The organism is Methanococcus mangrovi (assembly GCF_054506835.1).
Genome location: NZ_CP197114.1, coordinates 787,284 through 813,115 on the forward strand (window position 1 = coordinate 787,284; position 25,832 = coordinate 813,115).

Sequence of the window (25,832 nt, forward strand, 5' to 3'; positions counted from 1 at the left end):
ATATTATTGCTTAGGGGATGACCATGGACTTTAAAAATGAACTCAGCAAGTACACGATAATAAATCTCGATACGTTAAAAACAGATAAAACAAAATGTCCAAAATGCGAAAAAGAATTTAATTCTGTGGGGAAAAAGGTAATTTGCCCAAAATGCAAACATATTTTTAAAACAGATGTTAATGAATAATCCTCCTGAATTCAGGTTCGGATTATCATTATATTTCTAAAATCTTAACATTTTCGGATAATTTAGATATTCCAACACCATTATTTATTATTTTTCCAACTTCAAAGGCGTAAACATTGTTTTCTTTAAATTTCTGAATTAATTTATCCCTATATTCTGGTTTTGTGGAGATCAAAAGACCACCTGCAGTTTCAGCACCCTTTCCACTGCAAAGAGCGTGTCCAAACAGTGAAGCTAGTTCTGGAGTTCCCCTTATTACTGGAAGGCAGGTTATTTCAATTTCGACATTACTCTGCTCAGCCATTTCTTGACTGTGACCTAAAATACCAAATCCGGTAACATCAGTCATAGCATTCGCGATTTTTTCGCCTAATTCATTTTCAAGTTCTCTTAAATGTAAAAGTGCTGTTCTATTGGACGTTGTCATCAGTTCAATAGTTTTTTCAAGGATATACTTTTGCTCTTCTTTTGGAATGTCTATTAAATCTTCAAATTCCTCGGTAACTCTTGATAGTGCCATTGCACTCTGGCTTCCAAGAGGTTTTGTAAGAATTAATACATCGCCATTTTTACATCCTGCTTTTGTAAGAATATCCTCTTCTTTTCCAACTCCAGTAATTGCGCCACCAATCAAAGGCCATGGATTTAAAATTGTGTGTCCGCCAATAATCGTTGTATCATTTTCCCGGCAAAAATCCTGAAAACCTTGAAGCATTTTTTTCGCAACGCTTACTGGAAGTTCTGGCGGAATTCCAAGGAATACAAGCCCACCAATAACTTCAGAAATCCCCATTGCGTATACATCACTTGTAGAATTACATGCCGCAATCCTTCCCTGAATGTACGGGTCATCCACAATCGGTGTGAAAACGTCAATAGTTTTTACAATCGCCATGCCATTTTTGATAACAACTGCAGCATCGTCTCCAAGGCCCACTTTTGCATGCTTTAAATCATCTTCAGAAATTATTCCTTTAACTAAAGTTTCAAGTTCGGTGTCTGGAAGTTTACAAGCTCATCCGTGTAATGTTACCATGCTTGTTAATTTTATTTCCTTTTCGATTTTATCACCTTTTGGGGAATTTCAATATTCATTACATATAACATGTATTTTCAACTATTCATGCTTTTTCTTATTTCTTGGCATGCATATTAATTCTCTTAATTCAATGTCAAAAAACGTGTTCATGTTTGATGGCAGAATTACTACTGCAGAATCAGCACCCCTGCTGCTTCCACCAATTGCAATAATTTCTTTTTTTGTTGAAACAAGCCCTGCATCAGCTGCCATTACTGTTATTTCATAGCATACTTTAACACCCTGTCCGAATGTTTTCAAAGTCTGTGCAATGACCTCTACTGGACCGTACCCACCAAATCTTTTGGAAATTCCTCTTTCAACACCGCTTAAAGCGTGAGTTCCATTAAATACTTTCGCACCCCGTTTTTCAAGGTCTTCTTTCACATTTTCAGGCATCGATACACTATCAGGTCCAGAAAATCCCTGGTGATAGGTTACGACAACTATATTTACATTTAAATTTTCTTTTTCAATCAAATCGAGAAGCATTTTTGCGGTTTCACCATAAGACGACGCAACAACAATATCGGAAATTCCGAGTTTTGCCCGTTCTATTGCACATTTTAAGGTATTTTCTGTATTTTCAACTCCCGCATAATCAAAATATTCAGTCATTTTTTTCTCACCTATTTTCCCTTTAATGAATATTCCATCAAATCTTCCGCAATTAAAACATGCAACCCAGGATTTTCTGCTTTAAATTCCACTATTTCATTTTCAAACGCCGTTAAATCATCGTACCTTGCAGATATGTGTGTCAATATCACAGTATTTACTCCTGAAAGTTTTGCAATAGTTAGTGCATCGGTTGCTGTTGAATGGAGCGTTTCTCTTGCATTTTTTTCCATTGTTTTATCAAATGTAGCTTCATGGATTAACGTGTCGCACTTTAATTCCTTTAGAAATTGTGCAAATTCAGGTAACGGAACAGTGTCCCCACTGTATCCAACACAAATTCCTTTTTTCGGGGGAAGTGTCACATCTTCAAGAGTAATTATTTTCCCGTTCATTTCAACGTTAAATCCATCTTTTAATCTTTTTAAATCTGGGCCTATCTCAAGTCCTAAGTTATTCACTTTTTCTAAATCAAGTCTTGGTTTTTTGACCTGTTTAAATACGTATGCAAGTGTAGGAACTGAATGGACCACAGGATAACTGAATACTTCATAATTATCCGTTGAAACGATTTTTTCAGGTGTTTTAGAAGATATTTCATAAATATTTATCGGGTAGTCAATTGAATGATAGCCCACATTCAATATGTTTTCAACCATTTTTGCGGTTTCAGCCGGTCCAAATATATTTAATGGTTTTTTTCTTCCCTGAAATGCGATTGATTGCAAAAGTCCAGGAATTCCTAAGATATGGTCGCCGTGCAAGTGCGAAATAAATATATTATTAATTTTCATAGGAGATACATCGGTAAAAATAATTTGTCTTTGTGTATTTTCACCACAATCAAACAAAAATATTTCTCCATCAAATTTGAGAGCAATTGAAGGATGTGCACGGTATTTCGTGGGTATTGCAGCCCCGGTTCCAAAAAATGTTATCTTCATGTTTTCACGTAACTACTCTAAAAACACTTAAAATTAGTTTAAATCAGTTAAATAATATTATTTATCAATTCGTCTGCATCTTTTTCTTCTATTTCATCTACCCATTTGCAGACTTCGCGGCTCCAATCATTCATGCTTTTTTTAATCTTTTCTTTAACATCTGGAAAAGGAACGGCCTCATAATTATAGTAATAACCACCTTCTTTGATATTAATCTGTTTTCTAAGAATAAGACCCGCATTCATTAAATTTTGAGCAGACCTCTGGATTGTACTCCTTTCCCGATTTAGGGCATCTGCAATTTCATTTATTTTTGCAGGCCTGCACTTTAAAATTTCGAAATAGACTGCAACATCAAATGCTTTTAATCCAAACACGCAGCACATTATGTTTTCAAGTGTAAACGTGTTGCAGGGCATTGTTAGTACTAATTTACTCATTGCACCACCAAAGAATATAATCTATGAGTTCCATTATATAGTGTGAATTCAAAATAATTCACTGAATTTAAAATAATAAAAAATATGACTTTTCACGCTTGTTCATAATTAAAGCGGATGTGTCACAATTATACATTTCTTTATTTTAATTGATATATTAATCTATCGAAAAAGTGAGGGGACGTTTATGAAAGTAAAAGAGTTAATGAATCCGACGATTTTTACTATTGACAGTGAAAAAAGTCTTTTTGAAGCATTCAAAGTAATGAACCATAAGGGTGTTAAAAGGGTTTTTGTAAGAATAGATGAAAATATCGACGGTGTCATAACCTACAGGGACTTGGCACATTTATTCTTTGAAAAAGGGGTTTTTGAATTAATAGACATAACTTTAAAGGACGTTTCAACAAAAGAAATACTAACCATAAATGAAAATGCAGATGTAACACATGCCGCACAGATGATGCTTCATGCAGACGTATCCGGTCTTTTAGTAATTGATGAACAAAAAAATGCAGTTGGAGTTATTTCTCAGACCGACATACTGCGAGCACTCGTTAAAGGATAAACTAAAGGTGTATTATGGATATTTACCAATTTGCAGAATATATTGTACTTAACTATGGATATCTTGGAATATTTTTAATTGCATTTACAGAAGCAGTTATCCAGCCTGTTCTTCCAGACATATTTATTATCGGCGCAGCAGCTTTCGGATTAGATTCAGTAACATGTGCCCTCGTAGCTTCTTTTGGCTCGCTTACTGGCGGATATGCAGGTTATTTTCTTGGGGAAAAACTTGGAACAAATGCATTTTTGAAAATATTTAAAGAAAAAAATTTTACAAGGGGAAAAGCGTTTTTCGAAAAATTTGGAGTTTGGGGCGTTGCAATTGCAGGATTTACCCCAATTCCGTACAAGGTATTTGCATGGCTTGCAGGAATATTTAAAATGAATCTCGTTTCATTTGGTGCAGGAACACTTCTTGGAAGAATTCCGAGGTTTTTACTTGTAGCATACTGTGGCTACAGTTTAGGACTGTTATTTGGTCTGCATGCACCGTAATTTAAATAAAAAAATAATTTTAATGATTACATTCCTAAAACTTCCCTATCTTCCGTATTTTCAAGAAGTACTGAAACGCTCAAGAAATCTTCAGCCCATTTTGAGCTCTGCGTAAACGAATACATTACGTCATCTTTTATCCAGTACATTGTAAATATTGCAAGTTTTCCAATATATTTTTCGAAAGACCTTATTTTATTGTTAAATTCAACGATTCTTTCATCAGAATCCGTTGTTGGAATTATATTTGAAGTTATATGCGCGTCTTTAAAAATTTCTTCTTTTAAAAAAATCATCGATGCTTTTTCAAAAATTGCAATCTTTAAAAATTCTTTCCAATCATTTCCTTCCCAGACGATATTTGGAAAATCTTCAGGAACATCCTGAGTTGGGTAAATTTGAAGTTCATTTTCGAGTAAATACTTTTTTATTTCCAGGGTTTCTGCTATATCCATAAAATCCCCCTAAAATCAGTTGAAAAATAAATTATGAATTAATTATAACGTTAAAGTCATTGTATCAAATTTATTATAATTTCATTTTTTTCAAAACTTCAGCTACTCTTTTTCCAGTATTTTTTGAAGTTTCGAGTCCATGTTTATCTTCTTTTGTATCTTCGGGAGATTTTCCTTGACCCGTTCCACCGTAGTGTGCGCTAGGTTCGCTATCCCCAACTACAATCATCGAATGTATCAAAAAAAAGTCGTGAATCTGTCTTATTGTAGTTTCCTGGCCCCCATTTCTTGAAGCACCAACGGAAATTGCAGCACCAACTTTATATTTTAATTTAAAGCCTGATCTAAGTGGCCTTGACCTATCAATTAACATTTTAGTCTGTGCAGAAACTCCTCCAAAGTAGACTGGAGATCCGACAATTATTCCATCGGCTTCTTCGATTTTTTCTAAAATTTCTTCCATATCATCTACAATGATGCATCCTTCGTCTTTTTTGCACATATCACAGGCAATACATGGGTTTAACTCAAGACCAGAAAGTGAAATAAATTCCGTTTCAAAACCTTCCATTTCGGCAGCTTTTAACGCTTCTTTTACGAGATTGGTGGTATTCCCGTTTTTCCTTGGTGAACCGCTTATTCCAAGTATCTTCAAAAAAATCGCCTCTTCAATAACAACTTGTTAAAAATCAAAGAAGTTTAATGTAAAAATAGAATAAATGCTTATCGGTTATTTTTTAGATTTAAGTTCAGAAAGGGAAATTCCCCCAACACCGATATTTTCGTCAGAATTTTCTTTTATAAGTACTACAAATTTTTCCTTGGGCAGTCCAATTATTTCGCTTGCAGATTTTGTAAATTCTTTAATTAACTTTTCTTTCTGTTCTTTATTTGTAAATCCCGCTTCTATTGTGATTACAGGCATTTTTTTCACCGCATTTTTATTTTTATTCTATGCATATTTAGATTATTCTTTATTACATTTCATATACTGACCTTGCCTTTATAACTACGACTGATGGGTCCATCAATCCTGTTTCAACCACATTTGAACAAGATGCATAACCTAAAAGTTCTACCTGAACTTTACCGACCACACCCTCTATTTCATCACAGCTCTTTGAATATCCGCTTTGGTTAAAAATGGATATTTTCTTTACCTGAACAATTAACCCGTCAGTTCCAGAAATTACGTCTTCTTTTGAAACATTTGTAATAAATAAAAAATCTCCCACATTTGAAGACTCAAGTACCAACAAATTACATATATTTTTCAGGTTCAATGTTTTTACGTGGTTTTTTACAATTTCAGAAATTGCATAAGGTCCCACACCCGTCAAAGCTAATGCTTTCATGATATCACTTTTTTAATTTTACATATACATTGGATTTTCAGTTTTTGGCTTTGACATTAATTTTGCATGTTCTTTTGCGAGGCTTTTCATTTTTTCTTCGATACTTTCAGCTTCTTTTATCAGTTCTTCGGTGTCTACATCTAAATTGTATTTTCTATTTATGTTTTCAATTATTTTAGATGCTCCTCGTGGGTCAGGCCTTAATCCGACCGTTTCAGTAATTAAACATGCAGATGGAATATCTCTATCATTACAGCATTTCATAAGTGCTCCCGGAATTCCCCCAACCATCCCAAGCTGCAATGCAGGAATTTCTTCATCTAAAACAGAATTTAAGATTTCTTCAGACGATGAAACCCAGAATGACTTTTCAGGTGCCATCGATGCAAATCCTTCCAATGTTATAACCATTTTTGGATTTATTTTTTTTAAATGGTCTGAAATCATGTTTGACATGGAATATACTAATTCAGGAGGAATCATTACATCTGAAAAAAATACTACCAAATCATCGCGAGCATATACTCGAACTGGAGGGTATGCGATTCCCTCTTCAACAATCATTATTTCTGGAAGCTTTGAATCTTCAATATATCCCACATATTCCAATTTTAAGTTTTTTAAAAGATGATACGAAGCAATGCTTCCAACGAGGCCAATGCCTGGAAAACCAGTAATTACGAGAGGTTCTTTATACTTTATTTCTTTTTTAGAAACATATTCCATAATTATCCCCCGAATTGATAATGACACATTTAAATATGTTTTTGGAGTTATATAAATCATACTAATCATGTTAGCGTGAAAAAATGGATGCACTAATTATGGCTGGCGGAAAAGGAACGCGGCTAAAAGAAAATGTGGAAAAACCAATTTTAGACATCTGTGGAAAACCCATGATCGATTATGTTATTGACTCACTTTTAAATTCCAAAATAGAAAAAATATATGTCGCAGTATCAAATCATACCCCTGAAACAAAAGAATATTTGGAAAAAAAATATTGTCCAGACCAAAATTATAATCAAAAGATAAATATAATTTGTACATCTGGAACAGATTATGTCGATGACCTAAATGAATGTATGGAATTTTTTAAAGAACCATTTTTAATTTTATCGAGTGATATCCCCACAATTAAGTCGAAAGTTATTAATAGTATAATAAAGGAGTATCTAATTGTTAACAATTCTTGTAATCGCATAGAGTCCTTTTGCGTAGTCACAAAACTGGATGACTATGTTGGAACGCCCTCAATTGATATGGGTGGATACATACCGTTAGGTATCAACATATTAACTCCAAAGTATGGGGAACAGACCGAAATTCTCCATGTTATTAAAGATACTATTGTAAATGTAAATACCCTTTCCGATAAAAAACTGGTCGAAACTCTCATTAATAAGGTGGTTGAATGAAATTATCTTTCAAATCATTAAATGGCAGATCTATTGTAGGCAGCTTGGGCAGCATCATTGGTACAGTTGATGATATTGTAATTGATGAAAAAACAGGCAGAATAATTTCATTAAATATTGAACCTTCAGAACAAAGCCCAATTTCCCCTTCATCAGAAAATTATACTTTCGTTCCATACAGGACAGTAACTGCAATCAGGGATGTTGTTGTTATTGATGAATCAAAGATAAATGCTAAAGCTTAATTACTTCTTTTACTATTTTTAAATAATTACCCATATTGTATGGTGGTTTTAATGAAATTTACAAAAATGCATGGTTTAGGCAACGATTATATCTACGTCGATGCAATCTCACAAAAAATCGAAAATCCAAACGAAATCTCAAGATTTGTAAGCGACAGACACTTTGGAATCGGGTCAGACGGTCTTGTATTAATTCTCCCGTCAGATAAAGCAGATTTTAAAATGAGAATGTTTAATTCCGATGGTTCAGAAGCTGAAATGTGCGGTAATGCAATTAGGTGTGTTGGAAAGTTCGTTTATGATAAAAAAATGACTGATAAATCAACAATAACTATCGAAACGCTTGCGGGAATAAAAGTTCTTGAAATGACAATTGAAAATGACAAAGTGGTTTTGGTAAAAGTTGATATGGGTGAACCAATCTTAAAAGCGGAAACCATTCCTGTTTTAAGTGAAAAACATCCTGTAATTGATGAAGAAATCACTGCAAAAGATTACTGCTACAATTTCACATGTGTTTCAATGGGAAACCCTCACGCAATAACATATATTGAAAATGTAAATGAATTTCCGCTTGAAAAAATCGGCCCACTATTTGAGATCCACGAAAAATTCCCACGAAAAACAAACGTCGAATTTGTTGAATTAATTGATAAAAATACTGTTAAAATGAGAGTTTGGGAAAGAGGTGCTGGTGAAACACTTGCATGTGGAACAGGCGCTTGTGCAGTTTTAGTTGCATCTGTTTTAAAAGGATACGTTGGTAGAAAAGCAACAATCAAACTTCTCGGTGGAGATTTAATAATTGAATGGAATGAAAAAGATAATCACATATACATGACTGGTCCTGCAACAACCGTCTTTGAAGGAGAAATTGACATTTAATTATCAATTAAAAATTAAATAAAAAAAAAGCTTAAAATTTTATTTTTTCGAACAAATACTCTTCAAAAAATTTGTTTATTTCTTTTTTGGAGTACCCGTGTTTTCTTGCAACTGCATAAACCATTTTCTCGCTTCCACTACCATACTGCGCAGCTTTTTTTGGCCGTTGTGCAATATAATCTGGAACATATTTTGAAGCGATATCTCGTAATATCTTTTTTCTCGGTTCTTCAATTTTATATTCAACTGGAATTGATAAGCCAACATCAATTACAAACTTGTCTAAGAATGGAACCCTTAATTCAACACCGTTTGCCATCGTGCAGTGGTCATCCCGTTCAAGATTGATTTTATAGATATCAAAAACATCTGAAATTATCGAGTTTTTTAGGCCTTCTTCTCCTTTTTCATTTAGGATTCTCTGGTATCTATTGTATCCCGCAAATAATTCATCTGCACCTTGGCCTGAAAGTACCACTTTTATCCCGTCTTCTTTTGCCATTTCAGAAGCAGCATATATAGGGATTCCAACACTCAACTTCATTACATCGAGTTCATCTATTGCTTTTGCAACTTTTACAACATATTCTTCAAATTCATCTTCTGAAATTATTTTTTTTCTAAAGTTAAGCCCCATATCTTTTGCAGCCCGTTCTGCATAAATTAAATCTTCAGAATTTTCAGAGCCCACTGAATAAAGTGTAACGTCACAGTTTTCAGATGCAAGTTTTGAAACAAGCGTGCTGTCAACACCACCGGAGTATATAATTCCAACCTTTTCAAGCCCTTTCACTCGTTTTAAAACTGAATCAAGAATTGTAGTTTCAAGTTCATTTTTGCATAATTCATAATCATTTTCTTCGAAATAATTTGAATTTACTTTTTCAAGGTCTTCTTCAATATACCATGAATTTTCATCTAATTCATAAATAAGCCTTGAATTAGGATTAAGTCTTAATATATCATCATAATTAAAAGCACTCTTGTAGTCCATACCATTAATTTCCATTAATAAATAATAAAGAGCCTTTTTTTCAGATGCGAATGCAAAATATTCATCCGTGTCTATGAAATAGAGTGGTTTTACACCAATTAAATCTCTTCTTAATTCAATGATATTTTTTTCTTTATCGTAAATTGCGTAAGCGTAATCTCCATCTAAAACATCGATAAGTTCGTCTTCGTAAGCGTGAATAATTGCTTCTGAATCTGTATCTGTTTTAAATTCGTGTTCTACTGACAATTCATCCCTTAATTCAATGTGATTATAAATTTCACCATTACAGATAATCCATATGGATTCATCATCATTTGGTATTGGTTGAACTGCGGTACCAACGATAGCAAGCCTGTTGTGGCCCATTGCCATTCGCGAAATTGTTTCGGTGTTAGGAACAACATCGTCAAAATTTTCAAAATAGAGAACTTCATCATCAAACATCATTCCAGAATAATCCGGACCCCGATGTTTTAGTATTTTCATCATGTTTATAACATGTTTTTGGATATTATCCAACAGACTACGACTCCCCGAGCCCTCTTCGTCCTTTGCAACTATTCCACTTATTGAACACATAATTTACTCACATTTATTCTTCTTTAAAAAAAGTAATTTTTAATTATATCAGTATTTCTTAATATATATAGTTTAAATAAATAATTTATTTAGTTATAAAATAGCGCCGCTTGCATCTCTTTTGTATTTTCCAAATTCACTTACAAACTTAAGTTTATCATTCCAAAATACTGGCCCATCCTTACAGATGCAGAGTCCTTCATCGTCAACAGCACACTGGCCGCAAATCCCAATCCCGCATTTCATATATCTTTCAAGTGAAACCTGAATCGGAATATCGTTGTTTTCTGCAATTTCTACAACTTTTTTCATCATTATTTCTGGGCCACAAGCAATTATCATGTCAAATTTTTCTTTTGAAAGTAATTTTAACATTTTTTCAGTTGTAAATCCACCGAACCCAAAGCTACAGTCATCGGTGCACGCAAAAGTTCTTCCGCACTTTTCAAATCTATCTAAAAATAAAAGTTCGTCTTTAGTTCTTCCACCAATAATAGATGTAACTTCAACATTCATTTTAGAAAACTCTTCAACTGCTGAAATAACGGGGGCACTTCCAATTCCGCCTGCAACTGCAAGAATTTTACTTCCTATGCACTCAAAATTATTTCCATAAGGGCCCCTTATTCCCAAAAGGTCTCCTTTTTTTAAAGAATGAATTTTTTCAGTGAATCTACCTACCTTTGCAACGCTTATTGAATTTTTACTTGAAAACCCGAAAGGTTTTTCATCAATTTCTGGAATCCACACCATTGCAAACTGTCCTGGTTTAAAATCAAACTCTTTATCGAGTAAAAAAGTTTTCACTGTTGGACTTTCATCCAATACATCAATTATTTTACACATAACTGGTTTTTCCATAACAATCACTAAAAAAGTTAAATTAAAAAATTTAAGTTCCTTCTTTCCAGTCGCTTAAGTACTTTCTCTGTTCAGGGGAGAGTTCATCGATATCTGCACCCATTGAATGTAATTTTAAAAGTGCAATTTTTAAATCTTGTTCATATGGAATATTATATACTTCATTTTCAAGTTTTCCGTTATTATCTTTAATGAATTTCGCACTCAATGCTTGATTTGCAAAACTCATATCCATTACCTCACAGGGGTGTCCGTCAGCGCATGCAAGGTTTACGAGTCTTCCTTCACCAAGTAAATATATTTTTTTGTTTCCAAGATCGTATTCTTCAATGTTAAATCTAACTTCTCTTACAGATTTTGAGAGTTCTTTTAAATCGTTTTTATTGATTTCATTGTCAAAATGTCCTGCATTTGATAAAACAGCACCATCTTTCATCAATAAAAAGTGTTCCATTCTTAAGATGTCTTTACAACCAGTAGTAGTTACAAAAATATCTCCAATTTTTGCAGCTTCTTCCATTTTTAATACTGTATATCCATCCATTTTAGCTTCTAATGCGCGAATTGGATTTACTTCTGCAATGATTACGTTTGCACCGTGGCCTGCAGCTCTTGAAGCTACACCTCTACCGCACCAGCCGTATCCACCGATTACAATGTTTTTTCCAGCAATAAGTAAATTTGTAGTTCTAATAATTCCATCCATTGCACTTTGGCCGGTCCCGTATCTGTTGTCAAACATGTGTTTTGTGTAAGCATCGTTTACATTTACAACCGGGAATTTTAATGCACCTTCTTCAGCCATTGCTTTTAATCTAATAATTCCGGTCGTAGTTTCTTCACAACCGCCCATTATTTTTCCGATTAATTCAGTTCTTTTGGTGTGTATTAAAAAAATTAAATCTGCACCATCGTCAATTATGATATCGGGGTTTGAATCGAGAACTTTGTTTAAATTTTCGTAGTATTCCTCGTTGGTTTCTCCACGCCATGCGTAAACTTCCATTCCTTTTTCTACGCATGCTGCTGCAACATCGTCCTGTGTTGAGAGGGGATTACATCCGGTAATTACAATTTTTGCGCCGCCTTCCATGAGTGTTTCTGCTAAAATCGCGGTTTTAGCTTCTAAGTGAAGTGCCATTCCAATTGTAATTCCGTTAAATGGTTTATCTTTTTTAAAATCTTCCCTTATTCGACAAAGAACGGGCATGTGTTTTTTTGCCCATTCCATTTTTAGGTGCCCACTTGGAGCAAGACTCATGTCTTTAACTTTACTCACTGTTTCACCATAGTTAAAAAAATCTTTAGCAAATTCTTTAGCAAATCATATTCTGTATTATACAATATAAATTTTAGTAAGAATTCTATTCTCTACAATTCTTTTTATATAATTTTATCAGATTTCTATTTGATTTTGTTGTTATAAACTTAAAGGGAAAAACATGAAACTAAAAAAGAAATTTTTGGAAAAGTCAAAGAGAATTGCAGAAGAACGAATTGATGTACTGATGAACTTAGCTGAAGAAGAATCAAATGCTGGAAAAACAGATCGTTCAAAAAATTATGTACTTTTAAGCAAAAAAATTGCAATGAGAATGAGAATGCCTTACCCAAAAGAATGGAAAAGGAGAATTTGTAAAAATTGCGGTTCTTTTTTAATTTACGGCAAAAATGCAAGGGTCAGGACAAAAGCAAAAAATTACCCCCACGTTGTAATTACCTGTCTTGAATGCAATTCCGTTACAAGAATTCCAATAAAAACGAGAGCGGAAAAAAATAAAAAAACAGTAACAACAGTAAAAAAAGAACAATTACTCTAAATCAATAAATAATAAAATGGATATATTACCAAATTCAAATAGTAAACCGATAAATCAAATAAATTCCTCATTAAGAAAAAACGAACTTTCAGGTGGAAATATGGTTAAAGTAGCAGTTACGGGAGCACTCGGTAGAATGGGAAGCGGAATTATAAAAACAATTACTGAAACCGATGGATTAGAAGTAGTTGCAGCAATTGATATTCCAAACCACCCTAAAAAAGGTCAAGACATCGGGGAATTAACGGGCCTTGGAAAAATTGGTGTAGTATTAAGCACTTCAGACGAACTTGAAGCTGTATTAAAAGAATCTGGTGCAGAGGTATTGGTTGATTTTACTGCAGCAGCACCTTGCGTTCAAACCGCAAAAACAGCAAGCAAACTTGGAGTAAATTTAGTTATTGGAACTACTGGATTTACCCCTGAACAAAGAGCTGAAATGGAAAAAGCAATTTCTGAAAATAAAGTTGCTGCAACCATCTCACAAAACTACGCTGTCGGTGTAAATATATTCTTTAAAACACTCGAACTCCTCGCACAAAAACTCGGAAGTTACGATATTGAAATTGTTGAAATGCACCACAAATTCAAAAAAGATGCACCAAGTGGAACCGCATTAAGAGCTGCTGAAATTATTCAGAACAACTTAAACAGAGATTCCAACTTAATCTACGGAAGAGAAGGAATTACTGGCGAAAGAACAAAAGAAGAAATCTGCATCCACGCATTAAGGGGCGGCGATGTTGTCGGGGACCATACTGTAATATTTGCAGCAGATGGGGAAAGACTTGAATTAGCCCACAAAGCAAGCAGCAGACAGTCATTTATCTCCGGAGTAATCCTTGCAATTAAATTTGTTGCTGAAAAGAATGAAGGTATTTACAATACTTTCGATGTTTTAGACCTTAATTAAGGTGAAATTTTGAAAGAATTTATAATTAAAGCTAACAAAGCCGTAACAAATGGTGAAATTAACTTAAAAGACCTTCCTGGAAGTTCTGGAAGATTGGATTTATTATGTCGCTGTGTAAACAGCGCATTTTTCCTTTCGCATGATATCAGACGAGACACTGAATTTTACAGCGTTAATTATGGCTCTCCAAACCCCCCTGTTGCACTGAAATTCGTTGGAAGTGAATTAAAACGAGTAAGTCCCGATGAGAGAAGTATTGCACTTTTTATCCAAAAAGCACTTGAAAAAGATGCGACTGAGTTATGGAAAGAAAGTACTTCTGGGATATATTCTTCTAAACGTGAATTTAGAGATATTATTTTAGAAAAGAAAAATGAAGGAAAAAGAATTTTCTACCTCCATTTAAACGGAAAACCGCTTGAAAATTTTGAATTTAAGGACGATGAAGATGTATTATTCGTGCTTGGTGACCACATCGGAATTGGTGACGAAGATGAAAATTTCTTAGAAGAAATTGGCGCAGAAAGAATATCGCTATCACCCCTAGAATTACATGCGGACCACTGCATAATTCTTGTTCATAATATATTGGATAGGTTAAAATAAGATGTTTTTTCGAAATTATCGTTTCAATAAACGAATTATTATTTTTTAAATTTTTTAAAGTTTAACAGTTATAAAAATAACAGAATGATTATTATGATTTCGGTTGCTACTGCAGAATGCTTTACCCATGGAAAAATTGGAATTAAAATACATAAAATGGCCTGTGGATATAAAGAATTCGAAAAAGATTCAAATTACGATATAATTCACGGGAACGTTTTTGTAATGGCTTCGATGTTTTTACCATCAAAAACAGGAATTGAATCAATTTTAGATGTTAAACTTCCAGAACCCGACTATGTTTTTAAATATTCAAAAGCATACAATCAGGAAAATGACATTTTGGTAGCTAAAATGGTCGCAAAAGCACTTAAAAATAAATTAAACTGTAATATCGCAATTTCGAGTACTGCAGGTGTTGGAAATGGTGCAGTATGTATTTTAACAGATTACAATACTTATGTTTTTTCGTCTGATATTTATGGAGACCTGATAAAAGGGGAAAACATAACAAAAAGACAGGAAAGTGGAATAGAAAAGGCATTTGATACATTTGTTAATATTTTAAAAAAAGAATACGATTTAAAGGGATAATCGTGATAGATTCCAAAACAAAACTACTCGGACTTATTGGACACCCGGTAGAACATTCATTTTCACCAATAATGCACAATGCGGCAATTAATGACCTCAAAATAAATTATGAATATCTCGCATTTGACGTTTTAGAAGAAAACCTAAAAGATGTAGTTGCAGGTGCAAAAGCACTTCAAATTGCAGGTTTTAACGTTACAATTCCCCATAAATTAAATATCATGAGGTACCTCGATGAAATTGACCCTGATGCAGAAGCTATCGGTGCAGTTAATACCGTAAAAATTGAAAACGGAATAGCAATTGGATATAACACTGACGGAATTGGTGCAAAGAAAGCACTCGAAGAAAAAACCGGTATTTTAATCAATAAAAACATTTTAATCATAGGCTCAGGAGGTGCCTCAAGAGCTGTTTCTTTTGAACTTGCGAAAGAAAATAATTTAACAATTGTAAACAGGCACGTTGAAAAAGCAGAAGTTCTCGCAAAAGAACTTTCCCAAAAATTAGAAAAGGAAAATTCAATAAACTACGGGAACCTTGATGTTGATATAAAAAATTTTGACATAATTATAAATACAACCCCTGTTGGAATGTATCCAAATATTGATGTAAAACCCATTATTTCCTTAAAAAATATCAAAAAAGATGCTGTTGTAATGGATTTGATATATAATCCCATTGAACCGATATTTTTAAAAGAAGCAGAAAAGTACGGTGCAGAAACTATAAATGGCCTTGGAATGCTCATATATCAGGGAGCAGTTTCATTTGAGATATGGACTGGAATAAAACCAGATGTAGAATTAATGAAAAAAAGCATTATTTCAAAAATTTAAATTGTGTGAAAACATGATAAAAGAAAGAGTAAAAATGGAAGTAATTGGCCTTGAAATTCCATTAATCAATGGAAACGAAGATTATACTTTAGCAGAACTTATTTCAAAATACCCTCTTGAAAACAATGATGTAGTAGTTCTTGCAGAAACCGTTGTTTCAAAAAGTGAAAAAAATGTCATTTCAAAAGATACGGTAAAGCCGTCAGACAAAGCTGTTGAACTATCTAAAAAACTTGGAAAAGAACCAGAGGTCGTACAGGTAATTTTGGATGAATCAAACGAAATTGTCAAAGTAGGGCCAAACTTTATAGTAACCGAAACTAAACACGGATTTGTCTGTGCAAACAGTGGAGTTGATGAAAGTAATACTTCAAAAGGAATAAAACCGCTTCCAAAAAATCCAGATAAGAGTGCAGAAGAAATTAGAAATGGAATTGAAAAAATTACTGGAAAAAAAGTTGGAGTAATTATTAATGACAGCATGGGTAGACCATTTAGAAAAGGTTCTTGCGGTGTTGCAATTGGAGTTAGCGGAGTTTGTGGGCTTTGGGATAGAAAAGGAGAAAAAGATTTATTTGGAAGGGAATTAAAAACAACCGAAGTTGGAATTGCAGATGAACTTGCAGCTGCTGCATCTGCCGTAATGGGCCAGTCTAACGAAGGAATTCCATTAGTAATTATTAGAAATGCGCCTGTCCCATTTAGTGGGGGAACTGGAAAAGAATTAATCAGGAAAAAAGAAGAAGATGTATTTAGATAATTTAGACGAGTTTAATTTTTAAATAATTACTTAATTTTAATTTCTATTTTGCTTTTAATTTTAACTTTTTTTAATTTACAAAATATGTGAAATATACGGGGTAACTGCAATAATTACGATTAAAAATACCATTCTCGATATTTCAGCAGTTGCTCCAAAAATATCACCTGTTACACAGCCTAATTTATTGTTGCATTTCCACGCGATAAACATTCCCAAAAATACCGCTAAAATTGAACATAAAACTCCTATTTTTGGGATTTGAAGAACTATTGAAACTCCAAGCGCAAATATTAAACCCGTTAAAAGGTGCGATTCGTTTGATGTTTTAGCAAAATACCTGCCAGTTCCCTCGTTCGCAGGAATTCCACAGCAAGCACATGACAAAAGCCCGAGTCTTGAACAGGTCTCAATTATTATAATGTATTTTAAAAATACTGTAAATTCGCTTGTTTCAAAGAGATACGCGTATGAAAATAAAGAAAGCAGCTCAACAAAAAATACAAAGACAAAACCGCCGATTCCCATGTAAACATCTTTCATGACTTCAAGTTTTTTTCTCGCATTTCCAGTTACCATCCACGCATCCCCGTAGTCTGCAAGACCGTCAAGGTGGTGAAATCCCTGTATATATAAAAGCGTAAATAAAACAGCGGTTCCAATTATATTTCCAGAAGTAATTCCCACATAATTCAATAAACATGCAGTAAAAACTCCAAAAAGTGAAATCAACGTTCCAACAAGCGGCATGAACATGAAATACCTTGCAATATCCTCAAAACCGCTTTTTGACATACCAATAGGAATTCGGGTCATAAAAAGTACTAATCCTTTTAATTCGTCAATCATGTTATCCCGTAAAAAAATTAAATAAGTGGTTTAATTATTTTTGAAAGTTCAGAAATGTTTTTTATAGTGTAATCGCTTATATCATCGGAAATATCAGAATATTTTCCCTGTAATATCCTAACTGTAGTCATTCCCACATTTTTTGCAGGAACCATGTCTTTATCGGCCCTGTCCCCAACATAAACTACTTCTTCAGGTTTTAAATTAATTTTTTTAAGTCCGTAATTAAAAAATTCGATATTTGGTTTTCCAAGCCCGTATTCTTCAGAGGTTATAACTTCATCAAAAAACGGGTGAATTCCAAGCCTTATTAATTTTTCCCACTGTTTTATGGTAATTCCATCTGTTAATATTCCTAAACTTAAACCCATGCTCCGTAAATCCATTAATGTCTTTATTGTATCAGAATAAGGTCTAAGTAAGGCAAATTTAACGTTATGGTAGGTGATAATTCCCATTGTAATTATTTTCGGGTCATAAGTTCCAGTAACTGCTTTTACAAGGTCGTTAAAGTGCCCCCCGTAATTTGAGCCCCTTTGTTCGATAATCTTATTTAGTATTTTTAAAGCATCTTCTTCCGTAGAATTCAAACCTGCATCAATCATGGCCCTTAAAGCTTCTTTTCGTGCACGGCTTGCAAAACTCGAAGAATTGTAAAGCGTATCGTCAAGGTCAAAAAGCACTCCCTTAATCACGTTTTCACCCGTAACACATAATTTATAAATTTGCTTTTTTAACCTTTTCTTCAACCATTTTAAATATTCCAACAAAATCCTGGTCCATTTCCACTGGAACTACTATTAACCCAAGGTCCTGGTGTCTTTTTACCCAATCTTCATCGTATGCCGGAACATCTATTTTTACTGGTTCATTTGTTGGATTTCCAACTACGACATTCCTGTGCGGGAATTCTTTTACACCATCTTCCTCGTAAATTTCAACAGTTTCCCTGATGTACCCACCAAGAGACATTGTTAATTTTGGGAGCAGTAACATCTTTGGCAATATATCACCTTTTGTTTTATAAGAATATTATAAGAACTCATTAATATATGCACACGTTCGAAATTTATCCAAGCCAGTTTTCATTTATCGGCTCATCTGTTTCCTGGTTTTTTGACCTTGTTTTGTTAGTCCATCTCCAACCGCCTTTTACCCATGTTTCGTCTTTTCCATGAGTTTTAGCGTGGCTTTTTAGAAAATCTTCCCATTTTGCCCAGAGTTCTGGATAACCCATTTTTACTAACTCGATTTCTCCAATTTCCATTGCAGGACACATAAAACAGCCTACCCTGTCAAAACACTGTTCGTATAATACATTGTACGGAGCTTTATGTTTTAAGATATATATCCAGACGTGCATTGCAGTCCAGTTCAATATCGGTGCTGATAACATTTGTTTTTTAATCGTTGGACTGTTCCAAATTCTTGGTTTTTTTGAACGGTTTATTGACTCGTATTTTCTAAGCCCTACGAAGGAAAGACATCCTTTTTCATATTTTTCATCGATAAGCTTTCCAAGAGGTGACACCTTACAAACTTCACTGCACCATCGATTATCTCTTCCAGGGGGCCCATATTCTTCTAATTTTTCCCAGAATTCTCCAGAATTAGTTTTTAAAATTTCAATATCGTATAGATCAGCAATTTTTTCGACATTTTCTAAAGTTTCATTAAATTCAATTCCGGTATCGTTAAATAAAACATCAAACTCCACGGGGTTTTCAGAATTCTTAAATGCTTCAAGTGCGAGAAGAAGTACTGCAAGGCTATCTTTTCCACCAGAATAAGCAACTGACGCAGGTCTTCCAATTTTTACAACGGTATTTCTCATAAATCCGATAGAATTACTTTCAACCTTTTGCATGGCATTTTTATTTGCTTCAATCATTTTTTCGATTGCTTCATCAAATTCGCCAACTTCATGCAAAACTTCAGAATTTTTTGGTGTTTCAGATTTCCTTACCTTTGCAACCATCCCCTTTTCAGAAGTTACAATTTCTTCAAAGTTCATTCTGGCTCGGCCAACACCCAAAACATCCAGTTCATTAAAATCCATGTTTGAGTCTGGTTTTTCGATTAAAATAATTACATCATCATCTATTTCAATATCTTTGGATGCATATGCAACTCCAGGTCTTAAAACAGACGCGCCTTTGTTTAATATAAATTTTGGAACGTCTTCTTTTACTACAAGTAACTTTTTCTTGCATCCTGCACAGATAAGTCTTCTTGCACCTTCAATTGTCGGGATTATTTTCCATTCGTGTTTTTTCTCGTTGAAATTTAAAATTCCAAAAATTATCCCATCAACTATAATTTCCTGAAAATATTCAATTCCGGGAGCTTTGTTTACAAGAACCATTTTATTTTTGAAGAGATTTTCTTCTATTCCAAACTGTGATTTAATTGTTTTATTTATTAAATCTAAATCGCCTTTAAATGCAGGTCTTGCATCCCCAGGAGGCGTTACCTTAACTTCAACCGTGTCAGAATCACAAATTGCACATTTTGTGTCAAGTACTGGTAGATTACAGTTTTTACACCACTTTAAATGAATTTTTCCTAAAATAGTCTTCAAAATATCACCGTTAATTAAATAATCTGATTTAATTTAAATTATCATGGTTATTCCAACAAACAGAAGTAAAATTCCAAAAAATTTCTTTAAAACTTCCGAATTAAGATTATTTGAGATTTTAGCACCATATTTCGAAAAAATAATGCTCATAACACCTATTGATACCGCCGAAGATAGCGAAACATATCCTATGAAGTTTAAATATTTATAGCTATCTGCAACATCTACAGGGCTAAAAACATACCCCAAAAAACCGCTCAAAGAGATAATTGCCATCATTCCAAGAGATGTTCCTATACTTTTTTTCATCGGGGTTTTTAAAAATATTGTTAAAAGAGGAATTGCAATTGTTCCACCGCCAATTCCAAACATGCTCGACAAAACGCCTATTAAAAATCCAACTACTATCACAGGAACGTAGTTTACTTTTTTTTCAGGTGTTGTTTTAACCGGATTATGCTTGTTAAATACCATATTTAAAGAAAGAACTATCAAAATAAGCCCAAATAATATCCTGTGAATATCCCCACTTATATAATTTGTAACAACCCTGACACCTGCAAAAGTCCCTAAAATTCCCGAAATTCCCAAAAGTAGCGAATACTTCCAGATGATATTTCCAAATTTTAAATGGGAGTACGTGCTGTTTAGTGAAGTTATAAAAATAACAGCAAGGCTCGTTCCAACCGCCATCCCGACAACGTGGTCTTTTGGAATTCCAAGACTTTGAAATACGTAAATTAGCGTTGGAACCATTATAAAACCGCCACCAAGACCGAGGGACCCCATTAAGAGCCCCACAATGCAACCCAGGCCTGCTAAGAGTAAGTAGACTAAAAAAATTTCCATGGTAAACACAAAAGTTATACTTTTAATTCTTTACAGCACCATCTTCTAACAATTTCTTTTAAAATATCATAAGAACTGTGAAATGGGCATTTTACATATTCTTCAACTTTTAATATCTCAGGATATAAAAAATGTTTCGCGAGCTGTGATTTTAATTCATTTATCTGGTAAGTTGTCTGGTCAGGACCTAAAACTATAACATCAGGTTTTATTTCTAAAATTGGTTCAAGTTTATTAGTTAAACTACCTAAAACTGCACGATCTACAGGTTTAAGTGCTTCTATCATTATCTTTCGCTGTTCTTCTGGAATTACAGGACTTCTTCCTTTAATTTTTTTTACTGTTTCATCCCGTGCAATAATTACAACGAGTTCATCTGCGTGTTTTTTTGCAAATTTAAGCGTATTGAAGTGTCCAGGGTGTAACAAATCGAAGGTACCTGCAGTTACTGCTATTTTCTTTTCCATTATATCACTTTGTAGTTACTATCTATTTTAGGTTTATAATACTATCTTTTCCATTTTTAACCCTGAATATTGCGTCAAATGTACCCATTATCAAAGGACCTAATGCAAAACCCGTAACTCCGAGTGCAAGCGGGCCCATCAAAAACGCGACAAGTGCAAGTGCCGGGTGAATATCGCTTTCGTGATTTACGAGTCTTGGACGTATTGCAAAATCAGGTGCAAGAGATAAGAAAATTACTCCAAAACCAAAAAGTAAAATTGCTTTTGAATACATTCCAACTGCGATGTAATAAAGTGATAAAGGCATGTATATCGTCCAACCGCCAACAATTGGAAGTAATGTTAAAATTCCGCTAAGTGCTCCAAGAGTAACTGGGTTTGGAAGCCCTATTGCCCAGAAACCTGCAATTGAAATTAATCCAACAGTAAATGATGTTAATGCATTTACAACAAAAAGATTTCTGTAAGATTCGTGGAGTTTTCGAATAAAAAGTTCGGTTTGAACATGATAAATTTCAGGAACATGGGGCATTACCGCATCTTTAAATTTATAGCCGTCTTTTAAAAAATAATACGTTAAAAATACGGTTACTAACCCTTTTATGAATAATAACGGGAGCCCGTAAATTTGACCTGCCATCCGATTTACAGTTGGTTTTAAAAAGTTCCATATTTCGCCAAGTATCGAAGTTAAGTCATCTTTTGCAATATTTTGCAATCCCATGTAATTTATAAACTGTACTGTATTATCTACAAACCCTGCATAATCTAAGCTGTTTAAAAATTCAAAAATATCAGTTAATATTAAAAATACAAGTACTATTGCAGGAACTGTTACCATTAATATACATAGTATCGCTCCAATTGTTCTTCCAGTATATTTTTTTATTGCGTTAAAAAAAGGCTCCGTCATGTATGCAAACGCGCATGCAAACGCGATAGTATCTAAAAAAGGTAAGGCAATAAATAAAACGGCCAAAAATGAAATTAAAACAAAAATTCGCATTAGAAATCGATACTCATTTTCTTTCATAAAATCCCCGCTATCAAAACAAATAAAAACAAATAGGTTCAAACCCCAACTATTATGGTATTTATTAATGTGTCATGGTGTTATATATGAACATTTTGATTGATGTAACAAGACAAAATTACGAAGAAATTATAGAATCCGAATTTCCTATTTCATTTGGAATTAATTTACACAGCAAACATGAAACATGGAAATATGACGCTTATGACGAAAAAAATCTTTTCTGTTTTGGAAAAGGAGTTTTACCTGTTATTGGGGGACATAGGTTAATTTTTTCATTTCGATCCCCCCTATGGGATGGATTTCACTTTTCTGCAATGGGTGGTGCAGGATATACCTTTAAAGATACAGGAGTTCAAAACGTTGCAATTACTGGAAGATGCAGTGTTCCAAGCATTATTGTAATTAACGGAGAAGAGGATAAATTAAAAATAGAATTTATTCCGTTTACAGAAGAAATAACTGACATCTATGAATTTAACGATAAAATCATCGAGTTATTCAAAGAAAAAAATTACAGGGCGTTTTTAGTAGGGCCTGCCTCAAAAACTACAAATATGGGTGGAATTTATTCACAAACGATAAGAAATGGAAAAATCGTTGAAGGCTCCGAAGACTGGGCTGCAAGGGGTGGTGGAGGTTCAGTACTCTGTCAGGCCCATAATATTTTAGGTGTTGTATTTTTCGGTAAAAAAACTCCTGAAAAAAATATTAAACCAATTGTTGAAGAACACTACAATAAGCCATACACAAAAGTTGTTCTTGAACATACTGAAAAATATAGGTACAGTGAAGAGAAAAAAACAGGCGGAACATTTGGAAATAACTACCACGTTACAATGGAATTAACACCAGTATTTAACTGGAGAATGCCTTTTATTGATAAAAATAGAAGAATGAAATTGCATAAAAAAATACTTGAATATTTCGTAAGTAGATTTGATAAAGAAGCTATTGAAACTAAAAACTGGACAAACTGTGGAGAACCATGTCCTGTTGTCTGCAAAAAATACAGACATGGTCTCCACGTAGATTACGAGCCATATGAAGCAAATGGCCCGTGTATTGGCGTATTTGATATTTATGCAGCAGACATGGTAGTTCATACAATAGATAAGCTTGGATTTGATGCGATTGAATTTGGAAATTTATGCTCGTGGGTATTTGAGCTTCTTGACAATGGAATGTTAAAACCAGAAGAAGTTGGAATTGAAAAACCAGTATTTGATATTTCAAATTTTGAAGATGATGAAGATATTTTAAAAAATTCACAGCATAATGCAGAGCAAGCTGTCAAACTTGCAGAAATTATTGCCTTTCAAACTAATGACTTTGGAAAACTCTGTAAACTTGGAAACAGGCGGGCCGGAAAAGTACTTGATGAAAAATATAAAGACAGGATTAAAGATAAAAAATTCGAAGATTTTGGAGTTTACGATTCTTTTGGAGAACAGGGCCAAATTTCACCGACAATGTACTGGGCAATTGGAAATTTCATGCCTTACTTAATTCAAGGTAAATATTTAACACACTACCAGTGCGGGGTGTTTTTAGAGCCTGAAGAACTTGCAGAATTAAGTGTTAAAAATTCAATCGATGAAATTACGCTTGAAAATCTTGGAATATGCAGATTCCACAGGAAATGGATACTACCAATACTTGAAAATCTCGTAAAAGAAGTAAGTGACATTGATATAACCAAAGAATCCATGGAATTATTCAAAAAAATTGCAAAGTACGATTCAAATCTTGGCTATCCAAAAATGGAAAGTGAAAGGGTAAAAGAATTAATAATTGCGGGCGCATCTGAATTTGAAAACGAAAAATGGGCAAAAGAATTTGAAAACGGAAATTTCGAAGAATATATAAAAAGAGTTCTTGAAAAATACAGCGAATTATTAGATATTGAATGGAAATTAAAAAAATAATTCTTTTATTTTTACTATTTTAAAAATTTAAAAAAATAAAATTTATCCATCAATTTTTTTCTTAAGTATTTCAACTACAGTTGCAGGTTCTGCTCTTCCACGTGTTAATTTCATTACCTGACCAACGACTGAGTTTAATGCCCTTTGATTTCCAGATTTATAGTCTTCAATTGCTTTTTCACTGTTTTTAATAGCTTCTTCACAGGCTTTTTCGAGTTCACTTGTGTCTTCAATAACCGTTAAACCCATTTCTGTAATCAATTCTTTTGGAGTTTTTTCCCCTTTGTGTTCAACCATCTGTTCGATAATCGTTTTACCGATTTTCTGGCTGATTGTTTTGTCTTTAATTGAATTGATTAATTCAACCATGTGTTCTGGTTTTAAATTTGTTTCAAAGAAGTCTAATTTGTTATAAACTAAAACTCTCTTCAATTCATTTCTAATCCATGTAACTGCAAGTGAAATTCCATCCGTATCATTTCCAAGTTCAGCTACAACTTTTTCGAAAACATCTGCAAGTTCTAAATCGGAAACTAAAACTTTTGCATCGTCTTCTTTTATACTGTACTGTTCAACAAACCTTTTTTCCTTGTTCATTGGAGTTTCTGGCATCAGGACTTCTACTTTTTTAACCCATTCATTACTCAAAACGATAGGCTGTAAATCAGGGTCTGGAATGTATCTATAATCATCTGCAGTTTCTTTGCTTCTCATTCCTTTTGTAATCATCTGGCTTTCCATGAAAGCTCTTGTTTCAAGTTTAATTTCTCCGCCCCTTCTGAGAACGTTTTTCTGCCTGATTAATTCGTATTTTAAAACTTTGTAAACCCCTTTAATAGAATTTACGTTTTTAACTTCAACCCTGTTTCCCTGAATTCCGTTGTATTTAATGGAAATGTTTGTATCAGCCCTCATTGTACCTTCGCCCCTTAAGTGGCCAATGTACCTGAATAATCTCATTAACTGTCTTAAAAATTCTCTCGCTTCTTCAGGGCTTTTCATATCTGGATCAGTTACGATTTCAATTAATGGAGTTCCACTCCTGTTGTAGTCAACAGTTCCAAGATCAGGTTTGTACTGTCCAGGGTCTTCTTCCAAGTGAACTTCTGTAATTCCAACGCCCAAAAACGTTCCGTGTTCCCCGATTGGAACTGATGTTTTTTGATACCCGCTTGGTAAATCAGGGTAGTTGTAGTGTTTTCTCTGGAAATAGATGTCTTTATCAATAACCATTTCACAGTCCAACATTTTTGCAACCATTATTGCAACATCTATTGCCTTTTTGTTTGGAGGCATCGGTTTTGCACCAGGGTGTCCAATACATACAGGGCAGATGTTCGTGTTTGGTTCAACATCTTTGTAATTTGTAGGGCACTGGCAGAATAATTTAGAATTTGTGTCTACCTGCACGTGAATTTCAAGACCGCATTTCATTGATAGATCTTCGCTCATTTTATTCACCCAA

33 protein-coding genes are annotated in these 25,832 nt (G+C 33.8%); 13 read left to right on the forward strand and 20 right to left on the reverse strand.

The window, feature by feature from the left end; translation table 11 throughout:
- Positions 1 to 23 precede the first annotated feature (23 nt).
- Positions 24 to 188: a hypothetical protein gene (locus ACS5L2_RS04245; protein ID WP_459202524.1), complete on the forward strand. Its 165-nt coding sequence runs from the start codon at positions 24 to 26 to the stop codon at positions 186 to 188.
- 28 nt (positions 189 to 216) lie between these two features.
- Here ACS5L2_RS04245 and selD read toward each other — a convergent pair whose 3' ends face one another.
- The 4 genes from selD to ACS5L2_RS04265 all read right to left on the reverse strand — a co-directional run bounded on the left by selD (position 217) and on the right by ACS5L2_RS04265 (position 3,268).
- Positions 217 to 1,224, reverse strand: coding sequence for a selenide, water dikinase SelD (gene selD, locus ACS5L2_RS04250; RefSeq protein ID WP_459202525.1), 1,008 nt, complete (start codon positions 1,222 to 1,224; stop codon positions 217 to 219).
- An 81-nt stretch (positions 1,225 to 1,305) separates the two neighbouring features.
- Positions 1,306 to 1,884: a pyruvate kinase alpha/beta domain-containing protein gene (locus ACS5L2_RS04255; RefSeq protein ID WP_459202526.1), complete on the reverse strand. Its 579-nt coding sequence runs from the start codon at positions 1,882 to 1,884 to the stop codon at positions 1,306 to 1,308.
- An 11-nt stretch (positions 1,885 to 1,895) separates the two neighbouring features.
- A complete protein-coding gene (gene rnz / locus ACS5L2_RS04260; RefSeq protein ID WP_459202527.1) occupies positions 1,896 to 2,828 on the reverse strand; it encodes a ribonuclease Z in 933 nt (310 codons plus the stop codon).
- A 47-nt stretch (positions 2,829 to 2,875) separates the two neighbouring features.
- Positions 2,876 to 3,268 carry a helix-turn-helix domain-containing protein gene (locus ACS5L2_RS04265; protein ID WP_459202528.1) on the reverse strand — a complete coding sequence of 131 codons (393 nt, stop codon included), beginning with the start codon at positions 3,266 to 3,268 and terminating at the stop codon, positions 2,876 to 2,878.
- Between the two features lie 187 nt (positions 3,269 to 3,455).
- On the opposite strand from ACS5L2_RS04265, the gene ACS5L2_RS04270 reads away from it, so the two are divergent.
- Complete coding sequence (locus ACS5L2_RS04270) at positions 3,456 to 3,836, forward strand: CBS domain-containing protein (RefSeq protein ID WP_459202529.1); 381 nt, start codon at positions 3,456 to 3,458, stop codon at positions 3,834 to 3,836.
- Between the two features lie 14 nt (positions 3,837 to 3,850).
- Positions 3,851 to 4,333: a YqaA family protein gene (locus ACS5L2_RS04275; RefSeq protein WP_459202530.1), complete on the forward strand. Its 483-nt coding sequence runs from the start codon at positions 3,851 to 3,853 to the stop codon at positions 4,331 to 4,333.
- Between the two features lie 26 nt (positions 4,334 to 4,359).
- Here the strand turns inward: ACS5L2_RS04275 and ACS5L2_RS04280 are convergent, their stop codons facing one another.
- The 5 genes from ACS5L2_RS04280 to ACS5L2_RS04300 form a co-directional block, all read right to left on the reverse strand.
- Positions 4,360 to 4,788 (reverse strand): hypothetical protein, encoded by a 429-nt coding sequence (locus tag ACS5L2_RS04280; RefSeq protein WP_459202531.1) that lies wholly within the window; start codon positions 4,786 to 4,788, stop codon positions 4,360 to 4,362.
- A 73-nt stretch (positions 4,789 to 4,861) separates the two neighbouring features.
- The gene (locus ACS5L2_RS04285) at positions 4,862 to 5,443 is read right to left on the reverse strand and encodes a flavodoxin family protein (protein WP_459202532.1); all 582 of its coding nucleotides are present in this window, start codon (positions 5,441 to 5,443) and stop codon (positions 4,862 to 4,864) included.
- A 75-nt stretch (positions 5,444 to 5,518) separates the two neighbouring features.
- Complete coding sequence (gene dmpI, locus ACS5L2_RS04290; protein ID WP_459202533.1) at positions 5,519 to 5,713, reverse strand: 4-oxalocrotonate tautomerase DmpI; 195 nt, start codon at positions 5,711 to 5,713, stop codon at positions 5,519 to 5,521.
- 52 nt (positions 5,714 to 5,765) lie between these two features.
- The gene (locus ACS5L2_RS04295) at positions 5,766 to 6,143 is read right to left on the reverse strand and encodes a DUF473 family protein (protein WP_459202534.1); all 378 of its coding nucleotides are present in this window, start codon (positions 6,141 to 6,143) and stop codon (positions 5,766 to 5,768) included.
- Between the two features lie 18 nt (positions 6,144 to 6,161).
- A complete protein-coding gene (locus ACS5L2_RS04300) occupies positions 6,162 to 6,869 on the reverse strand; it encodes a proteasome assembly chaperone family protein (RefSeq protein WP_459202535.1) in 708 nt (235 codons plus the stop codon).
- A gap of 83 nt (positions 6,870 to 6,952) precedes the next feature.
- On the opposite strand from ACS5L2_RS04300, the gene cobY reads away from it, so the two are divergent.
- Genes cobY through dapF form a run of 3 tightly spaced genes read left to right on the forward strand, consistent with a single transcriptional unit; the run spans position 6,953 to position 8,691 of the window.
- A complete protein-coding gene (gene cobY / locus ACS5L2_RS04305) occupies positions 6,953 to 7,561 on the forward strand; it encodes an adenosylcobinamide-phosphate guanylyltransferase (RefSeq protein WP_459202536.1) in 609 nt (202 codons plus the stop codon).
- Complete coding sequence (locus ACS5L2_RS04310) at positions 7,558 to 7,806, forward strand: PRC-barrel domain-containing protein (RefSeq protein WP_011170860.1); 249 nt, start codon at positions 7,558 to 7,560, stop codon at positions 7,804 to 7,806. Before cobY ends, ACS5L2_RS04310 begins: the two co-directional genes overlap by 4 nt.
- Before the next feature lie 51 nt (positions 7,807 to 7,857).
- Positions 7,858 to 8,691, forward strand: a complete 834-nt coding sequence (gene dapF, locus ACS5L2_RS04315) for a diaminopimelate epimerase (protein WP_459202537.1) — start codon at positions 7,858 to 7,860, stop codon at positions 8,689 to 8,691.
- 31 nt (positions 8,692 to 8,722) lie between these two features.
- Here dapF and asnB read toward each other — a convergent pair whose 3' ends face one another.
- From asnB to ahcY, 3 genes are all read right to left on the reverse strand, one after another.
- Positions 8,723 to 10,267 carry an asparagine synthase (glutamine-hydrolyzing) gene (gene asnB, locus ACS5L2_RS04320; RefSeq protein WP_459202538.1) on the reverse strand — a complete coding sequence of 515 codons (1,545 nt, stop codon included), beginning with the start codon at positions 10,265 to 10,267 and terminating at the stop codon, positions 8,723 to 8,725.
- Between the two features lie 93 nt (positions 10,268 to 10,360).
- The gene (locus tag ACS5L2_RS04325) at positions 10,361 to 11,128 is read right to left on the reverse strand and encodes a dihydroorotate dehydrogenase electron transfer subunit (RefSeq protein ID WP_459202539.1); all 768 of its coding nucleotides are present in this window, start codon (positions 11,126 to 11,128) and stop codon (positions 10,361 to 10,363) included.
- A 31-nt stretch (positions 11,129 to 11,159) separates the two neighbouring features.
- Positions 11,160 to 12,407 carry an adenosylhomocysteinase gene (gene ahcY, locus ACS5L2_RS04330; RefSeq protein ID WP_459202540.1) on the reverse strand — a complete coding sequence of 416 codons (1,248 nt, stop codon included), beginning with the start codon at positions 12,405 to 12,407 and terminating at the stop codon, positions 11,160 to 11,162.
- 163 nt (positions 12,408 to 12,570) lie between these two features.
- Between ahcY and ACS5L2_RS04335 the strand changes: the two genes are divergently transcribed.
- From ACS5L2_RS04335 to ACS5L2_RS04360, 6 genes are all read left to right on the forward strand, one after another.
- Complete coding sequence (locus ACS5L2_RS04335) at positions 12,571 to 12,948, forward strand: ribonuclease P protein component 4 (protein ID WP_459202541.1); 378 nt, start codon at positions 12,571 to 12,573, stop codon at positions 12,946 to 12,948.
- A gap of 100 nt (positions 12,949 to 13,048) precedes the next feature.
- Positions 13,049 to 13,861, forward strand: a complete 813-nt coding sequence (gene dapB / locus ACS5L2_RS04340; RefSeq protein ID WP_459202542.1) for a 4-hydroxy-tetrahydrodipicolinate reductase — start codon at positions 13,049 to 13,051, stop codon at positions 13,859 to 13,861.
- A 9-nt stretch (positions 13,862 to 13,870) separates the two neighbouring features.
- On the forward strand, positions 13,871 to 14,467 hold the full coding sequence (gene trmY / locus ACS5L2_RS04345) for a tRNA (pseudouridine(54)-N(1))-methyltransferase TrmY (protein ID WP_459202543.1): 597 nt from the start codon (positions 13,871 to 13,873) through the stop codon (positions 14,465 to 14,467).
- Positions 14,468 to 14,560: 93 nt separating this feature from the next.
- Positions 14,561 to 15,061 (forward strand): UPF0254 family protein, encoded by a 501-nt coding sequence (locus tag ACS5L2_RS04350; RefSeq protein ID WP_459202544.1) that lies wholly within the window; start codon positions 14,561 to 14,563, stop codon positions 15,059 to 15,061.
- Between the two features lie 2 nt (positions 15,062 to 15,063).
- Positions 15,064 to 15,900, forward strand: a complete 837-nt coding sequence (gene aroE / locus ACS5L2_RS04355) for a shikimate dehydrogenase (RefSeq protein ID WP_459202545.1) — start codon at positions 15,064 to 15,066, stop codon at positions 15,898 to 15,900.
- Between the two features lie 13 nt (positions 15,901 to 15,913).
- Positions 15,914 to 16,660 carry a coenzyme F420-0:L-glutamate ligase gene (locus tag ACS5L2_RS04360; protein ID WP_459202546.1) on the forward strand — a complete coding sequence of 249 codons (747 nt, stop codon included), beginning with the start codon at positions 15,914 to 15,916 and terminating at the stop codon, positions 16,658 to 16,660.
- Between the two features lie 75 nt (positions 16,661 to 16,735).
- Here the strand turns inward: ACS5L2_RS04360 and cobS are convergent, their stop codons facing one another.
- The 7 genes from cobS to ACS5L2_RS04395 form a co-directional block, all read right to left on the reverse strand.
- Positions 16,736 to 17,509 carry an adenosylcobinamide-GDP ribazoletransferase gene (cobS, locus tag ACS5L2_RS04365; protein ID WP_459202547.1) on the reverse strand — a complete coding sequence of 258 codons (774 nt, stop codon included), beginning with the start codon at positions 17,507 to 17,509 and terminating at the stop codon, positions 16,736 to 16,738.
- Positions 17,510 to 17,526: 17 nt separating this feature from the next.
- Positions 17,527 to 18,204, reverse strand: coding sequence for a TIGR02253 family HAD-type hydrolase (locus tag ACS5L2_RS04370; protein ID WP_459202548.1), 678 nt, complete (start codon positions 18,202 to 18,204; stop codon positions 17,527 to 17,529).
- A 22-nt stretch (positions 18,205 to 18,226) separates the two neighbouring features.
- Positions 18,227 to 18,514, reverse strand: coding sequence for an energy-converting hydrogenase B subunit EhbP (gene ehbP, locus ACS5L2_RS04375; protein WP_459202549.1), 288 nt, complete (start codon positions 18,512 to 18,514; stop codon positions 18,227 to 18,229).
- 64 nt (positions 18,515 to 18,578) lie between these two features.
- Positions 18,579 to 20,090, reverse strand: a complete 1,512-nt coding sequence (locus ACS5L2_RS04380) for a phosphoadenosine phosphosulfate reductase domain-containing protein (protein WP_459202550.1) — start codon at positions 20,088 to 20,090, stop codon at positions 18,579 to 18,581.
- A gap of 33 nt (positions 20,091 to 20,123) precedes the next feature.
- A complete protein-coding gene (locus ACS5L2_RS04385; protein WP_459202551.1) occupies positions 20,124 to 20,939 on the reverse strand; it encodes a sulfite exporter TauE/SafE family protein in 816 nt (271 codons plus the stop codon).
- 14 nt (positions 20,940 to 20,953) lie between these two features.
- Entirely contained in the window at positions 20,954 to 21,406 is a 453-nt protein-coding gene (locus tag ACS5L2_RS04390; protein ID WP_459202552.1) for an adenylyltransferase/cytidyltransferase family protein, read from the reverse strand.
- Between the two features lie 22 nt (positions 21,407 to 21,428).
- Positions 21,429 to 22,439: an AI-2E family transporter gene (locus ACS5L2_RS04395; RefSeq protein WP_459202553.1), complete on the reverse strand. Its 1,011-nt coding sequence runs from the start codon at positions 22,437 to 22,439 to the stop codon at positions 21,429 to 21,431.
- Positions 22,440 to 22,525: 86 nt separating this feature from the next.
- Here ACS5L2_RS04395 and ACS5L2_RS04400 point away from each other — a divergent pair, with 86 nt between their 5' ends.
- Positions 22,526 to 24,367: an aldehyde ferredoxin oxidoreductase N-terminal domain-containing protein gene (locus tag ACS5L2_RS04400; RefSeq protein WP_459202554.1), complete on the forward strand. Its 1,842-nt coding sequence runs from the start codon at positions 22,526 to 22,528 to the stop codon at positions 24,365 to 24,367.
- A 42-nt stretch (positions 24,368 to 24,409) separates the two neighbouring features.
- Here the strand turns inward: ACS5L2_RS04400 and gatB are convergent, their stop codons facing one another.
- Complete coding sequence (gatB, locus tag ACS5L2_RS04405) at positions 24,410 to 25,819, reverse strand: Asp-tRNA(Asn)/Glu-tRNA(Gln) amidotransferase subunit GatB (protein WP_459202555.1); 1,410 nt, start codon at positions 25,817 to 25,819, stop codon at positions 24,410 to 24,412.
- Positions 25,820 to 25,832 lie beyond the last annotated feature (13 nt).